Origin of the sequence: Paenibacillus sp. FSL F4-0125, assembly GCF_038008565.1 — a bacterium.
In the GTDB taxonomy this organism is placed as follows: domain Bacteria; phylum Bacillota; class Bacilli; order Paenibacillales; family Paenibacillaceae; genus Paenibacillus_AQ.
In genome coordinates, this window is sequence record NZ_JBBOZJ010000001.1 from 678,111 (window position 1) to 694,450 (window position 16,340).

Here is a 16,340-nt window from a genome sequence, read left to right on the forward strand (position 1 = left end):
GTAATGAATAAGCCAAATGAAATTATCGTCGTTCTCGATTTCGGGGGACAATACAACCAACTTATCGCGCGCAGAATTCGGGATCTAGGAGTATACAGCGAACTTTTGCCGTACAATACGCCAGTAGACAAGATCAAAGCACTTGAACCTAAAGGGATTGTCTTCTCTGGCGGTCCTAGCAGTGTATATGCTGAAGATGCTCCACATGTGGACCCGGCAATCTATGATTTAGGAGTACCAATTTTCGGTATTTGCTATGGTATGCAACTAATGGCTCACCAGCTTGACGGTAAAGTGGAACGCTCCGCTAAACGTGAATATGGTAAAGCTGACATTGACTTTGAAGAAGGTACTGCATTAGTGGCTGGGCTAGAGAGCCGCCAAACGGTGTGGATGAGCCATGGTGACCATGTGGTTGAACTTCCAACAGGATTCAAGCTGGATGCAGGAACTGAAAGTGCTCCAATCGCGGCAATGAGTAATGATGAACGTAAATTGTTCGCCGTTCAATTCCATCCAGAAGTTCGCCACTCAGTTCATGGTAATGAGATGATTTCGAACTTCTTGTATCAAATTTGCGGTTGCGACGGCAAATGGACAATGGAATCGTTTATTGACGAAGCCATCCAAGATATCCGTAACCAAGTTGGAGACAAGAAAGTACTCTGCGCACTTAGCGGTGGCGTAGATTCTTCCGTAGTTGCAATGCTTATTCACCGTGCTATCGGTGACCAATTGACTTGTATGTTTATTGATCACGGTCTTTTGCGTAAAGGTGAAGCCGAAAGCGTTATGGAGACCTTCGTAGGCAAATTCGATATTCATGTCGTGAAAATCGATGCACGCGAACGCTTCATGAGCAAGCTTGCAGGTGTTGAAGATCCTGAACAAAAACGTAAAATCATCGGTAATGAGTTTATCTACTGCTTCGACGAAGAGTCTGCTAAGCTCGGAGATTTCGCATTCCTTGCACAAGGTACACTGTATACAGATATCGTTGAGAGCGGAACAGCTACGGCACAAACGATTAAATCCCACCACAATGTGGGCGGTTTGCCGGAAGACATGAAATTCAGCTTGATCGAGCCACTAAATACCTTGTTTAAGGATGAGGTTCGTAAACTAGGTGAAGAACTGGGAATGCCACGTGCTATCGTTTGGCGCCAACCTTTCCCTGGTCCAGGTCTTGCAATCCGTGTCTTGGGTGAAGTAACAGAGGACAAGCTTACTATCGTTCGCGACTCTGACTACATTCTGCAAGAGGAAATTGCTAAAGCGGGATTAGACCGTGAAATTTGGCAATACTTCACTGCCCTGCCTAATATGAAGAGCGTTGGTGTTATGGGAGATGCTCGTACTTATTCCTACACAGTAGGCGTGCGTGCAGTAACTTCCATCGATGGTATGACTGCTGACTGGGCACGTATTCCTTGGGATATTCTTGAGAAAATCTCCGTACGTATCGTCAACGAAGTGGAGAACGTAAACCGCGTAGTGTATGATATTACTTCGAAACCACCTGCAACAATCGAGTGGGAATAGGACCGGTTTAACCATAGATTTCAGAAAGCTCTCTTTTATTTGCGTTATTTAGCAAATAAAGGAGAGTTTTTTTGTTTATCAAGTAAAAGTTTGTTCTGGCGGCACCATTTTTCACAAATCTGTAATGAATACGTTTTATTGAAAGGGCTTGCATCAGTCAAAAAGTTATGATAAATTGAACTTGTCTAAAAAATAGACAAGACAAAAAACGTATATTTTTCTACTAAAGGAGCAAATGATAATGATGACTACTACCAAAGAGACACCTCATATTAAACCGAACGGAGTAGAGATTGCTGAATCGATTCTGTTACCTGGAGACCCTTTAAGAGGTAAGTTTATTGCAGAAACCTTTTTAGAAGATTACCAGTGCTTTAACGAAGTAAGAGGAATGTTAGGCTATACCGGTACTTACAAAGGTAAGAAGATCTCTGTAATGGGTACGGGGATGGGTCCAGCGAGCATGGGGATTTATTCTTGGGAATTAATTAATGTATTTGGAGTTAAGAATTTAATCAGAATCGGTACCTGTGGTGCAATGCAAGAAAACATTGAGCTATACGATGTTATTTTCGGTATGGGAGCTGCAACGGACTCCAATTACGGCCATCAATTTAATTTACCTGGACAATATCCGCTAACGGCTTCTTTTGAACTTTTGGAGAAAGCTAAGAAAATTGCAGATGATAAAGGCCAAAAAGTTCATATTGGTAATATTTTATCCAGTGAAATATTTTATAATGCGGATCAGACAGCTAATAAAAAGTGGCAAGATGTAGGGATTTTGGGCGTTGAAATGGAATCTGTAGCCCTCTATTGGAACGCTATCCAAGCACGTGTAAATGCGCTATGCATTCTAACAGTGAGTGATCATCTTATTACGGGAGCAAAGACCACTCCGGAGGAACGTCAAACTGCCTTTACTAAAATGATGGAGATCGCATTAGAATTAGCGTAAATGACCTCCTTCTATGTGAAAGTGAAGGAAGCTTTCCATAGCTACGCAGATTGCAACTAATGTAAACGATATCATTCAACCTTTGTTTTTACAGCATGAGATATTGGAGGTATATTATGAATCATTCAGTGGGAAATAAACCGATCGTTAATTTAAGTAAAGTTGTTCCGGTTATATTGCTTTTAATGATTTTTTCAATTGTAATCGATAACTCTTTTAAGATCATCTCTCCAGATTTGGTAGAATATTTTGGGGTTTCAGCAAGTACGGTAAGCTGGCAAGTAACGCTAGCGGGCTTAGTAATTGGAATTGGTGCAGTTGTTTATTCATCTTTATCAGACTCAATCAGTATACGTAATCTATTAACGGTGGGTATTTTATTAATCTGTGTAGGATCTTTGCTTGGTTATATTACACATACGAATTATTGGTTAATCGTTTTTTCGAGAATTATCCAAGCTGCCGGTTTAGGGGCAACGGAAACTCTGTATTTAGTATTCATTACTAAGTATGCAACCGAAGCAGAGCAGAAAAAGTACATGGGATTTAGTACAAGTAGCTTTCAAATCGCAACAGTTATTGGAACATTGACGGGAGGGTTTGTTGCTACTTATCTAGCCTGGCAGAACTTATTTCTGATTCCTCTACTAAGTCTGTTGCTGTTACCGTTTATTCTTAAATATTTGCCCAAAGAAGAAACCAAGAAAAATAACGTAGATTTTCTAGGGCTCATCATCATCGCAGTGATAGCCACTTCAATCATGCTGTATATGTCTTCTTTCAATTGGATACTCTTTATACTCTTCGTGGTATCGGTCATTGTATTCTTACTCTACATCAGTAAAAATAAGAATGCTTTTATTACGATTGATTTCTTTAAAAACAAACAATTCCTATTTGCGTTAATGGTAGCCTTTATTCTTAACTCTCTATACGCTGCCTATGCACTGAACACATTGTCGTTCTTGTTAACCTCTGTCTATGATATCCATTTGGATACGGTTTCCTTACTGTTCATACCAGCATGTTTACTAGCGGCGTGTGTCGGGGCTTTATCAGGTAAAATAGGGAAATCGTTGAATTCTAAGCAATGTGTTTACTTAGCCATTAGTTTGATTATTGTCAGCTTACTACTAGGTGTCTTCTTTATCGAATTGTCCATTGCTGTATTTGTTGTATCTCTTATTATATTTTCTTGCAGCTTTGCACTTCTATATGCACCACTTATCGATATTAGTCTTAGAGATGTGCCCACTGAAAAGTCGGGCACTGCACTAGGGTTTTATAATCTGTGTATCAATATCGCGATGTCCGTGGGATTCACTTATTCAGCCTTATTAATCGACAAGAAGGATTTGCAATTCGGATTTTTACGTTTTGTAACAGAAGAACCAACAGCATTGAATTATAGTAGTATCGTCGTCATTCTTGCAGCCATTGCAGGAGTAGCAATCATTTTATTTGGGATTTTATTGGGTCGGAAATCAAAGGGGCATACTCAAATTACTAGATAAGGGATGAGAGTAGAATGAAGAAATTTAAACGTGTACATTTGATCGTCATGGATTCAGTAGGTATTGGAGAAGGAAAAGATGCGGATCAATTTAACGATGCTGGTTCCCATACTCTATTACACATTGCAGAACATATGAATGGATTAAATCTACCTAACCTAGCCAAATTGGGACTGTCCAATATTGAAGAAATCCTGGGTGTTCCGAAAGCAGAGAAACCACTTGCTTATTATACTAAATTACAAGAAAAGTCTGTCGGGAAAGATACAATGACAGGGCATTGGGAGATCATGGGTTTAAATATTGATCAACCCTTTAATGTGTATCCAAATGGATTCCCTGATGAACTGATTAAACAGATCGAGGACATAACTGGCCGAAAAGTAGTAGCGAATAAGCCTGCAAGTGGAACGGCTATTCTTGATGAATATGGTGAGCATCAAATGAAAACAGGGGATCTGATTGTCTATACCTCTGCTGACCCGGTTTTACAAATTGCTGCTCATGAAGAAATCATCCCATTAGAAGAGTTATATGATATCTGTGAAAAGGTTCGGGAAATCACGAAAGATCCTGCCTATTTAATTGGTCGTATTATCGCGAGACCTTATGTAGGTGAGCCTGGGAACTTTACGAGAACCTCCAATCGTCATGACTACGCCTTAAAACCATTTCAGAAAACCGTCATGAATAGCTTGCAAGACGGAGGCTATGATGTCATCGCTATTGGTAAAATCAATGATATTTTTGATGGTGAGGGAGTTACAGAATCCATTCGTACGAAAGATAATATGGATGGTATGGATAAACTGCTTGATGTCATTAAGAAAGATTTTACTGGAATGAGCTTCTTAAATTTAGTTGATTTCGATGCTTTATACGGTCATCGTCGTGACCCAGAAGGGTATGGAAGAGCATTAGAGGAATTCGATAAGCGACTAGATGAAGTACTAGATTCCATCCGTGAAGATGATTTGCTAATTATTACGGCTGATCATGGGAATGATCCAACCTTCCCTGGAACAGACCATACGCGTGAATTTATTCCTGTGCTAGTCTATTGCAAGGAGTTAAGCGACAGCGGTGCGCTGCCTGAGCATGATACATTTGCTGATATTGGTGCGACGATAGCAGATAATTTTGATGTTCATATGCCAGACCACGGTGAGTCTTTCTTGCAATTTCTTAACTAATTGATATCACAGATAAACCTCCAAGAATCTCTTTTTGGAGGTTTATACGTTGTTAATGAAGTAGAAGAGGGCATTCCTTGTCGCCTGAAAAATGATGTGTCATAATGAGGAGAAAAGGACACCTGATGAATGAATACACACAAACTAGATAAGTTGAAACGGCCGCTTTATATCAATGTATATGATGAGCTTCTTCTTCAAATTACGAAAGGAGAATACCTCGCAGGCAGCCAGCTTCCTTCAGAGCCTGATTTAGCAAGAAAACTAGGGGTTAGTCGTGCGACTTTACGACAAGCTTTAGTTCTTTTACAAGATGATGGATTAGTAAGAAATGTGCGCGGTAAGGGAAACTTTGTACTTGAATCCTCTTATAAACAAGAGGATATTCAATTAGAGAGACTAAGCAACCCTATGCATAAATGCCATATAAGTATTTTTGACCAAATCGATTTGCATTATCGGATAGACCCGCAAACGGAACATACCAAACATGTATTAAGAAGAGATTCATCTACCGTTGTAGCTTTAGAGCGTTTGTATAGAACGGAAGGCGAATTACTGGCTTATGCATTTACTTTTATACCTATGGAAACGGTAGAGAGTTTATCCTTGGATCTTGATAATAAAGAGAAAATGCTGAACTTTTTAGAGAACCAGGCCTATGTAGATGCTAACCATGGAAACATTGAAATAAAATTTACGCATACCGTTAATTTGGCGGATTCGAAGGAAAAATTAATAGGTCAGAACGAGTGCTTTTTACTACTAGAAACCCTTTACGACAAAACAGAACCAGATTATCCGTTAATGTATAATAAATTTTACATTCCGCAGCAGTTCTCGAATATTAAACTTAATATTACTAAGGGCTAATCAAGAAAAAAGTCGAAATCCTGTAGTTTAGGATTTCGACTTTTTACGTAACTAGGCCGCAAAAACCAAATATCAACGAACTAATGGTTGCGCAATTAATTCTATTTTTCATGGACTAGAAAAGGTTAGGGATTTTTAAAAGTGCTCAAAATTCAGGTTGTTGATTGTAAGACCTGAGATAATATAGATTCCATAAATTTTGCTTGATGTGGTTGGTCGAATTGATGTAGTACATCGATGGATGATTGAGCAAGTTTTGTTCCTTCTTCTTTGTCATTCCTTTTAATTTTAATTAGGCCGCTATAATACTTACATTCAATCTTAAAGAATATCGATTGATATTGACTGCTAATATTTTTTAAGTCTTCGTTTAAGATCTCTGCGTAGCTTATTTCATTATTCATTATTAATTCGCGAATCATATTTGTAAGCATTACACATATGACATCACGTCCTCGATCATAGTTCTCATATTTTTTAATTGACTTGATAAGCGTTTTAAAGAGTACATCTTTCTCATCGTATACTATGTAATCTAAAGTATTTGTGAACAATTGCATTTCTTGGAGGGTCCACGATTGGAGATTGTTGAGATATGTGGTGATCGTCTCTATATCTTCTATCAAAATAACCTTCTTCTCATACTCAAATGTTGATTGGAATTGCTTCAATAATCGTATACGGGACCTGACTTCTGCCAGATGAATTTTAGAGGACTCATCCTTTTTCTGATACAGCTCATGATATAGTTTAATTAATCCCTCAAGATCATTATTATTTCCAGCTTCGGAGTAGTTGTTGATGAATTCGTCATGCTCAGATGCTTTATAACCTCGGTAAATATAGAAAAACTCGTCAATGTCCATCATAAGTCTATCTAAAATCTGGTCTATCAATCTTAATGAGATATCGTGATTCCCTTTTTCAAATTCAATTGCATACGACTTCGAGATAATACCAGAATAAAGCTTCTTTTGACTTAATCCCTTGTTTGTCCGTATGTTTCTAATAACCTCACCGTATGTTTTCAAATCGTTCACCTACCTTTATATAAAAGACCTATTTCACCTATGTGACTATGAAAAAGCTATGATGTGAGGACTTGAAATTGTAGGTTTTCATTATAATTCAGAGAGAATCCAATTTGTTTACGAAAAAATCATAATTTATATTGGATCGCCTTTTATGATGTGAATAAATTGGTGTTTTATTGAAAAAAAGGTCCTATTTATAAGACCTTTTTCTTAATTGGGCAGAAATGAAACTATGATGTAAGTACATCAAATTAATTTTCAAAACCTGTAACAACTTAGACAGTATGATCTCCATGATGTAGAGAGCAGAGTCTATTATTGATTAGGAAGGATCTGATTTATTATGAGTAAAAGTGATTTTTTTAGATTTGAGCGTAAAAATGATGATTTCCCATTTTACAGTGAATTGCAATCTCCCAGTCTGAATTTGAAGAACAGTCTTATTTTTCTTATTGCTGTTGCGGTTGGCTTCGCTTTATTTCTTATTGGATTTGGGGGCCCTGTACAACCCTTTATGAATGTGATTTTCCCATTAGCAGCAGTTATCTTTGTTGCACGTAGTCAATGGACCTCTTTATTCAGAAAATTAGTAGCTAAAGATATTCTTTTAATTGTTGGAACGTACATTGTGAATCTTATTGTGACATTTGGTGTTGGTTTCATTATTTCTAAATTATTCGATGTAAGCGCAAATCCTGTGGGCGAAAGCTTCAATGGTAGTTTTGCGGATGCACTTCCGACGTTCTTAAAGATGGTTCCGATGCTGTTTGGTGAAGAATTAATCACCATACTTCCCTTCTTGGTTGTTCTGGCGTTTGGTGTGAAGGTCCTGAAATTGGGCAGAAAGCCTGCAATAATTTTAGCTGTGTTAGTATCGGCTGTTTTATTTGGGGCATATCATTTGCCAACGTATAATTGGAACATTGTTCAAGCTGTTATAGGTATCGGTATTGCTCGGACCGTTTTGTTATATCCGTACCTTAAGACTAAAAACATTTGGACATCGTTTATAGTGCATGTAATGAATGACTGGACACTTTTTGGTTTAGCATTTATTAGCTCAATGCATCATTAATTAGGACTAACAAAATCACTTAAGATAAACCTGATAAATCACCTGCAACTCCTTATAACATAAGGGGATGTAGGTTTTTTTATTTAAAATCATGTGATCGACACTATATAGCTGTTCTAGATGAATGTGATAAAATGGAAAAAAATATATCGTAGGGAGAAATTCGCATGGGATTCTCATTTCTCGGCACACTAATCGCATTAATCATACTTGCCCCTAGTTTTCTAATGATTAAGTTTCCGCCTGAAAATGTTCCAGCTGGTGTGCGAGATGCTGGCCCAGTCTTCACCATTTTGGAGAGAGTAGGGCAATTGGGTTGTATCAGCATTCTTGTGATCTCAAAGGATAACTTTCAACAGGTAGACTTCGGCATTATAGCAGCTTTAATTGTTATGTTGATCGCTGTTTATTATGGTCTTTGGATTCGATATCTCGTTAAGGGGCGGCAGTTCAAAATATTATGGGACCCTTTAGGATCTATTCCGATCCCGATGGCAGTTCTCCCTGTATGTGCATTTGGATTAGCAGCGATTTGGGGGAGATCCATCTGGCTGAGTGTTGCAGTCGTTTGTTTAGCGATAGGACATTTAGCTAATTCTTGGCATAGTTATAAGCATACTGAAAATCAGTAACTAGAATTATAGGTAAATATAACCATATAAAATGTGATTGGATAGTTAATAAGCTGCACAACTAGAAGGGATTTGAGACTGGATAAAACCTTGGAAATGTATGATTTACGAACAATGGAAAAAATAAAGTCGAAAATGTTCGCTTTTTATCATTGACAACTTATATGATGTCCACCTAAAATGATAGAGCACAACAACATAATTCTTTCGTATATTTCCGGGAATTGGCCTGGAAGTTTCTACGAGGTCACCGTAATGACCTGGCTACGATTAAGAAGAGCAGAGCAATCCGCATCGTCCTGAATTTAGGACTATGGTCACGGGTGCTACTCTTTTTTTCGAGCCGGTGTCTATCAGATACCGGCTTTTTGTTGCTGTCAGACACAACATACCTTAGGGGGAGAACAATTTGAATCGGTTTTTCAAGTTGAAAGAGAACGGCACCACAGTTCGTACAGAAATCATGGCGGGCTTGACCACGTTCATGGCAATGGCTTACATCTTGTCGGTTAATCCGAGTACTTTAACAGCATTTGGCCGTATTGATATGGGCTGGTACTCTGTATTTCTAGCGACGGCGCTGGCAGCAGGTATTTTCACCATCGCAATGGGCGTGTTCATAAACTTTCCAGTGGCATTGGCACCGGGTATGGGACTTAACGCATATTTTGCTTCCGTAATTTTATCATCTGCCACATCCGAGCATCCATTCACTTGGCAAATGGGTCTGACAGCCGTATTTATTTCCGGTTTGATCTTTATCTTGCTAACGGTAACTCGAGTACGGCAGATCTTACTAACAGCAATTCCTGACAGCTTGAAGCACGCAATTACAGTAGGTATCGGGATGTTCATCACGATCCTTGGTCTTAAGAACAGTGGACTGATGACGATTGGTGTTGAAGCGGGTAAAGACATTCCTGCTAACACTTTCACCGACGTTCTTTCCTTTGAAACAATCATTCATATGGGTAGCCTAGAGAATTCCAATGTCCAATTGGTCATTATCGGACTTCTTCTAATCTCCATCTTGATGGTACTGAACGTTAAAGGTGCGATATTGTTCGGTATCTTGGGGACAACTGTCGCTGGTATGCTGATGGGCGTAGTTGATTTCAGCGCATTGTCCAGTCCGGCAACACCTTGGGTTCCTGATTTCACACAATTGAACTTCTTCCAGTTTGACTGGGATGGTATCCTGCACACAGGTATCGTTTCGGCAATCGCAACTTTCACCTTTGTAGAGTTGTTTGATACATTTGGTACGCTTGTAGGTACGGCTCAACGCGCAGGCATTATGGATAACCCTGAAGAAGGTAATAGACGTGTAGGTAATGCAATGTTTGTTGATGCAGTTGCTGTAGCAGGTGGTGCCGCATTGGGTACTTCTACTACTACTGCATTTGTAGAAAGCGCAGCAGGTGTTGCTGAGGGTGGACGTACAGGTCTGACAGCCGTAACAACGGGTGTATGTTTCTTGCTTGCATTGTTCCTTGCACCAGTAGTTGCTCTTATCCCTGGATCTGCTACAGCTGCAGCACTGATCGTCGTAGGTGTGCTGATGGCACAATCCATCCGTCAAATTGATTTTCAAGATATGGTTGTTGCGATTCCAGCGTTCCTAACGCTTGTTATCATGCCATTCACTTATAATATTGCTAACGGTATTTCCTTTGGTATCGTAACTTATGTAATCCTTGCTTCTGTTGCTAACCTAGCAGGTAAGAAGAAATACGATATTCACTGGATGATGTGGGTGCTTGCGATCCTAATTATTCTCCGTTATGTATTCCTAGGTAGTGAAGGCTAACATATATATAGCATTTCTGATATTCATCTAGAGCTCCTTCATTATTGAAGGGGCTGTTTTTTTTATTCTTTATTTGTTTTTTTACGGAATAGGGTAGTCATTGTTCATGCCTTTTCATCATCTAAGATATAGATTATATTGTTGAAGAGGTGATGCATGTTGGCTAGTAGGTTAAATGGAGCATATTTATATATTAAAAAAAATCCATGGCCACTCTTGTTATTCTTATTAGGAGCGGTAATTCGTATTCTTTACATAGGTTCTATACCTCCAGGTTTAAATCAGGATGAGGCTTCAATAGGGTATGACGCTTATTCAATTCTTCATTATGGGATAGACCGGAACGGTGTTCATCTGCCGGTCCATTTGATTGCTTGGGGAAGCGGGCAAAATGCGCTCTACGCGTACTTATCCATGCCTTTTATTTGGTTGTTTGGGTTAACACCTATGTCTGTGAGGGCTGTCAGTCTAATTATGGGACTGCTTGGCATGATTGTGTTCTATCTTGTGGCTAAACAGTTATTTACTTTCAGAGCAGCAGGTAATGCAGCGATGTTCTTTATCGCGATTAATCCTTGGCATATTATGATGTCTAGATGGGCTCTAGAGTCCAATTTGTTTCCTACTCTGATCCTGTTTTCCGTTTATTTTTTATTGAAAACACTCAAAAACCCTAGATGGTCCTATGCCTATACTATTCTATTAGGGCTCTCACTTTATGCTTATGGAACGGCGTATTTTTTTGTTCCGGTGTTTGCTTTAGCCACTGCGATTCTTCTATTCTATATAAGAGCCCTGAAACTTCGGGCGATTCTATGGAACGGAATATTGTTTATAATTATAGCTCTGCCTATATTGCTATTTGTGATGATTAATCGCTTGAAGCTGCAGAGTATAGAAACTCCGTTGTTTACGATCCCTAGATTGACTACACCACGTATGGAGCAGGTATCATCCGTATTCAGCGGAGACTTATTTCATACCGCAGCAGGTCATTTTCGAGAATTTATTAAGCTTATGATTAGTGGAAATGATGGTCTGCTATGGAATTCGATCTCACCTTACGGATATGCGTATCCCATTGCGCTTCCTTTTGTCCTTATTGGTCTTGTTGTAATGCTAAAAGCACTACCCAAGCGCGAACATGAAGGACAGGGACAGGCTATCATTCTGATCTGGTTATTAGTTTCTGTGCTAATGGCTTGCGTGACGAATGTGAATATTAACCGTATTAACGTTATTTTTTACCCAATCATTTTACTGCTTGTTGCAGGATTTATGTGGGTAAGACAGAAGATTAAAGGGCTTGGGGTTGTTTCTATAGCAGGGTTCTGCTTGTGCTTTGTGTTATTTTGCAGCGTATACTTTAATGATTTTCCGGACAGAGTCGGACCTGCCTTCTATAATTCAATCGGCGAGGCCATACAGTATGCGTCGGGAGAGAATGAAGGAAAGGTTTATGTTACAGATAAGGTTAATATGCCCTATATTTATGCACTTTTTTATGAGAAAATCAATCCGAATGATTTCTTGGCAACGGTCAAGTATACTAATCCGGGAGCAGCCTTTCAGAAAGTATATACTTTTGGAAGATATGTGTTCGTGTTGGGGAGTCCGATGATAGTTCCAGGAGAAAATGCTGCTTATATTTATTGGAACGGTGATACTATTCCTGCTCTGAGTGAGAACTACAAGATTAAGAGATTTGCTAATTATACGGTAGTGATCACGGGCGGCGATTTATAGAGCAGTAAAGTCTGGACTAAGAATATAGGACGAGGTGAGGTTGGAACGATGATCAAGAGTACACGTACGGCCGCAATGACTGTATTGATGCTGTTATTGTTTTTGCTTCCTGTAACAAGCATTTATGCAAAGGGGAATCTATTGCAGAACCCTGGCTTTGAGGAGGGGGGAGAGGATGCTCCTTCTAACTGGACTAAGGATATGTGGATTTCAGGAGATAACTCCGGCATACTTTCCATCCAATCGGACGAGGTTCACTCCGGTAGTAAAGCAGCAGTCATTGAGAATATCGAACCCAATCATTTGAAATGGGTGCAGACGATTAAAGCAACACCGGATAGTTATTATAAAATCTCTGGATGGATCAAAGTAGTAAGTGCCGCAGGCGAGGGAATGGGTGCCAATATACTTGCCGTTGGAGTAGGTGGGGGTTATCCCAGCGTAACGGATACGGCAGGAGAGTGGCAGTATCTTGAATACATAGGTCAGACAGGACCTAAGCAGAAGGAATTCGGCATAGGTGCAAGTTTGGGAGGCTACTCTAGCTTAATTCAAGGTAAGGCTTATTTTGATGATTTGTCTGTAGAGAAATTAGACGCTGCTCCCGAAGGAGCCAACGTCATTTCACTAGATAGTGCAGCTGTTAGCCAGGATGCTGGTGATAAAAAAGCAGACACCCCACATAAAGTATCTCCCACTAAGATGCTGCTGATTTCAGCGCTTTTCAGTGTGTTTTTTGCAGTGCTTTATACCAAGGCATTCCGCAATGAGAAGCTTATGAAGCAACCTGAGAATGTCTATTCCAAATGGCTGAGCATTGCCATCGGGATTGCCTTTATACTAAGGATTTGGATCGGACTTACTGCTCAAGGCTACCAGAATGATATGAATACCTTTATAGCTTGGGGCCAGCGTATGGTTGATTTAGGTCCAGGTAAGTTTTATGAAGAAGGGTATTTTGCTGATTATCCACCTGGTTATTTGTACATTTTGTCCCTGCTTAGTCTTATTCGCGGTGTATTTGGCTTTGCGCATGGCTCGGGCGGAGAGAATTTGCTGTTCAAACTACCGGCGATTATTTCTGATTTGGTGCTGGGTTACTTCATATATCAAATGTCTCGCAAAAAACTTGGCACGGGGATCGCTTTTGGCTTAACGCTATTATTCCTATTTAATCCGGCGGTGCTTGTTAATTCAGCGGCGTGGGGACAAGCAGATTCGTTCTTTTTGATTTTCCTGTTGCTCAGTATTCATGGGGCTGCGAACAAAAAGTTTGTTCAATCCGCGATTATGTTTGCATTAGCAACTTTAATTAAACCACAAGCGTTAATCTTTACACCGGTATTGATGTTTGCTTTCTATCATCACCGCGCTTGGAAGCAGCTTGGATTTGGAGCTTTGTACGGATTAGGGATATTCGGATTGCTCGCGGCACCATTTTTCTGGAATAACGGTGGTTTAGTTGGCCTTATTAATCTGTATAAGAGTACTTTATCTTCCTATCCTTATTCTTCAGTGAATGCATTTAACCTATATGCACTGACTGACCCCATGTGGTCATCCCTTGACCTAACCTGGCTGGGCATCACTTACCGTGTATGGGGCTTCATATTTATTTTAGTGGCAGTGGCTGTAGCAGCGTTTTTCTCCTTTAAAAAGGATCGCTTAGATCTATCCAAATCCTATTTTATCGGTATGGCGCTCATTGTAGTGGTTTTTGTGCTTGGCACCAAAATGCATGAACGTTATATGTTCCCTGCTGTTATTCTCTGTATGTTCACTTATATAGCAAGTCGGGATCGCCGTTTTTTATCCTTATTCCTTGGATTCAGCTTAACGCAGTATATCAATGTAGCTTATACGTTGACCCATCTAAATGCAGGTGTAAACCCAGGTGCAGATGGAATCGTACTGGTCACGTCTATAGCTAACCTAACCTTACTTCTATACATGCTCTACATCGGTTACGATGTGTATGTTCGCGGGGGAGTGCAACCTCTTCCAGCACCACCAACTCTTGAAGAAAAATACGAAGAAGATCTTAAAATCGTCAAGCAAATAAAACCGCAACAGAGAGGAGGGAGATTGAACGATGAAGTTTAAGCGTATAGATTGGATATGTATACTTGCTATTACTGCCGTTTACGCGGCGATTGCTTTATACAATCTTGGATCTACTAAATCTCCGGAAACATTGTGGGAGCCGGCTGCTAGCGGTGAAAGCTTCTATGTAGATCTAGGACAGAGTAAACAATTGGAACGTGTGAATATATTCGGTGGCGTAGGTACCGGTAAGTTTAAGCTTGAATTCAGTGAAACTCCTGATGTCTGGAGCAATCCTCTAGATGTAAATGAGGACGTTGGAAATGTCTTCATCTGGAAAAGCCAACCTCTGAACGTTGCAGCAAGATACGTGAAGTTTACCGTCACCTCTCCGGGCTTCACTTTAAATGAAATGGCCTTTTATGAGCAGGGGGGAGAAAGAGTCCCTCTTCCCATTGCCGGTGTAACACCGGATGCTAATGCAGTCGCTAAAAGAGGAGAGCTTGCCAATCTTTTTGATGAGCAGTCAATCATCCCAGAATATTCCAACTTTATGAACAGCACTTATTTTGATGAGATCTACCATGCACGGACAGCTTATGAATATACACATGGGATTGTGCCTTACGAAAACACGCATCCACCACTCGGCAAACTGTTGATCGCAGTAGGGATGGAATTGTTCGGAGTCAATCCATTCGGTTGGCGTATTATTGGAACATTGTTCGGGATTGCCATGCTGCCTCTCATTTATGTGATGGCACTGCGTCTGTTTAAAAAGAGTAAATACGCAGCACTTGCGGCAGGATTGTTCGCACTGGACTTCATGCATTTTACGCAAACAAGAATCTCTACAATCGATGTATACGGAGTATTCTTCATCATGCTGATGTTTTATTTCATGCAGCGGTATTACACTATGAATTTCTTCAGGCAACCACTAAGAAAAACTTTGATTCCGTTATTCTGGTCAGGTTTATTCTTCGGAATTGGTGTGGCCTCCAAGTGGATTGTACTGTACGGAGGAGCCGGACTGGCGATTATGCTAGCTATCTCGCTTTTCGAGCGTTACAGAGAATACCAAGCTTCGGGGCGGTTGCTCGCGGAAGGGAAGATCAAAGACAAGGAACTCTTAGGTACCTGTCGTGAAGCTGTAAATTCGTTCTGGAAGAATACCATCATTACTTTAGCTAGTTGTGTTGCATTCTTCGTAATCATTCCGGTCATTATTTATAGTTTATCTTTTGTTCCGGGTTTATCTGCATCTGCAGAGGGCTTTACTATTAAAGGTTTGATTGATTCTCAAAAGAATATGTACAACTACCACAGTCAGCTTGTAGCTACACATCCTTTTGCATCCTCCTGGTGGCAATGGCCGTTTATGAAGAGACCTGTCTGGTTCTTCAGTGGCAGTGAAGGATTGCCGGAAGGTCAGGTCAGAAGTATAGTGACTATGGGGAATCCGCTTATCTGGTGGACGGGTATTTTTGCAATGCTAGCAACGCTGTGGATTACGCTGAAACGCAAAGATAAAAACCTGTATATGATCTGGATCGCCTTTTTCTCACAATATGTTCCGTGGATGCTTGTCCCGAGAGAAACCTTTATCTACCATTATTTTGCTATGGTACCTTTTATGATTCTTGGTATTGTATATATAATGAAGTTACTAGATAGTAAATTTCCTGAGGCTCGTTACGTTCGTTATGCTTATGTGGCTGTTGCGTTACTGCTCTTTGTCGCGTTCTACCCAGTCCTATCAGGGATGCAGGTTAGCGGTGATTACGTGAAGAACATGCTGCGTTGGTTCCCTTCTTGGGTTTTCTAAGCTTTAAAAAAGAATCTATAACAATAAGTTTATGCTTACAGCGTTATTAGGAAGAATAGGAAGATGTAACGCTCCATAAAGCTTGTAGGAGG

Annotated in this window: 12 protein-coding genes and 1 riboswitch; of the genes, 11 read left to right on the plus strand and 1 reads right to left on the minus strand. The window is 40.0% G+C overall.

Translation table 11 applies throughout. The features are described from left to right. Nucleotides 1-3: 3 nt before the first annotated feature. From guaA to NST74_RS03095, 5 genes are all read left to right on the plus strand, one after another. Nucleotides 4-1,542, plus strand: a complete 1,539-nt coding sequence (gene guaA, locus NST74_RS03075) for a glutamine-hydrolyzing GMP synthase (RefSeq protein WP_341110335.1) — start codon at nt 4-6, stop codon at nt 1,540-1,542. 241 nt (nt 1,543-1,783) lie between these two features. Beyond that, complete coding sequence (deoD, locus tag NST74_RS03080) at nt 1,784-2,500, plus strand: purine-nucleoside phosphorylase (RefSeq protein WP_341110336.1); 717 nt, start codon at nt 1,784-1,786, stop codon at nt 2,498-2,500. A gap of 116 nt (nt 2,501-2,616) precedes the next feature. Beyond that, nucleotides 2,617-4,014 (plus strand): MFS transporter, encoded by a 1,398-nt coding sequence (locus tag NST74_RS03085; protein ID WP_341110338.1) that lies wholly within the window; start codon nt 2,617-2,619, stop codon nt 4,012-4,014. Nucleotides 4,015-4,028: 14 nt separating this feature from the next. Beyond that, nucleotides 4,029-5,207, plus strand: coding sequence for a phosphopentomutase (deoB, locus tag NST74_RS03090; RefSeq protein WP_341110340.1), 1,179 nt, complete (start codon nt 4,029-4,031; stop codon nt 5,205-5,207). Between the two features lie 129 nt (nt 5,208-5,336). Continuing rightward, nucleotides 5,337-6,080, plus strand: coding sequence for a GntR family transcriptional regulator (locus NST74_RS03095; protein WP_341110341.1), 744 nt, complete (start codon nt 5,337-5,339; stop codon nt 6,078-6,080). A gap of 152 nt (nt 6,081-6,232) precedes the next feature. Here the strand turns inward: NST74_RS03095 and NST74_RS03100 are convergent, their stop codons facing one another. Beyond that, the gene (locus NST74_RS03100; protein ID WP_341110342.1) at nt 6,233-7,120 is read right to left on the minus strand and encodes a helix-turn-helix domain-containing protein; all 888 of its coding nucleotides are present in this window, start codon (nt 7,118-7,120) and stop codon (nt 6,233-6,235) included. A gap of 337 nt (nt 7,121-7,457) precedes the next feature. On the opposite strand from NST74_RS03100, the gene NST74_RS03105 reads away from it, so the two are divergent. The 6 genes from NST74_RS03105 (at nt 7,458) to NST74_RS03130 (ending at nt 16,248) form a co-directional block, all read left to right on the plus strand. Then, nucleotides 7,458-8,189: a CPBP family intramembrane glutamic endopeptidase gene (locus NST74_RS03105; protein ID WP_341110343.1), complete on the plus strand. Its 732-nt coding sequence runs from the start codon at nt 7,458-7,460 to the stop codon at nt 8,187-8,189. A gap of 167 nt (nt 8,190-8,356) precedes the next feature. Continuing rightward, entirely contained in the window at nt 8,357-8,821 is a 465-nt protein-coding gene (locus tag NST74_RS03110; protein WP_341110344.1) for a hypothetical protein, read from the plus strand. 187 nt (nt 8,822-9,008) lie between these two features. Next, a riboswitch (purine riboswitch) is annotated at nt 9,009-9,108 on the plus strand. Between the two features lie 122 nt (nt 9,109-9,230). Further along, nucleotides 9,231-10,631: an NCS2 family permease gene (locus NST74_RS03115; protein WP_042123999.1), complete on the plus strand. Its 1,401-nt coding sequence runs from the start codon at nt 9,231-9,233 to the stop codon at nt 10,629-10,631. 216 nt (nt 10,632-10,847) lie between these two features. Next, nucleotides 10,848-12,377: an ArnT family glycosyltransferase gene (locus tag NST74_RS03120; protein WP_341110345.1), complete on the plus strand. Its 1,530-nt coding sequence runs from the start codon at nt 10,848-10,850 to the stop codon at nt 12,375-12,377. A 48-nt stretch (nt 12,378-12,425) separates the two neighbouring features. Next, nucleotides 12,426-14,480 (plus strand): glycosyltransferase 87 family protein, encoded by a 2,055-nt coding sequence (locus NST74_RS03125; RefSeq protein ID WP_341110346.1) that lies wholly within the window; start codon nt 12,426-12,428, stop codon nt 14,478-14,480. Then, nucleotides 14,470-16,248 (plus strand): phospholipid carrier-dependent glycosyltransferase, encoded by a 1,779-nt coding sequence (locus NST74_RS03130; protein ID WP_341110347.1) that lies wholly within the window; start codon nt 14,470-14,472, stop codon nt 16,246-16,248. The genes NST74_RS03125 and NST74_RS03130 overlap by 11 nt, the downstream gene beginning before the upstream one ends. Nucleotides 16,249-16,340: the final 92 nt, after the last annotated feature.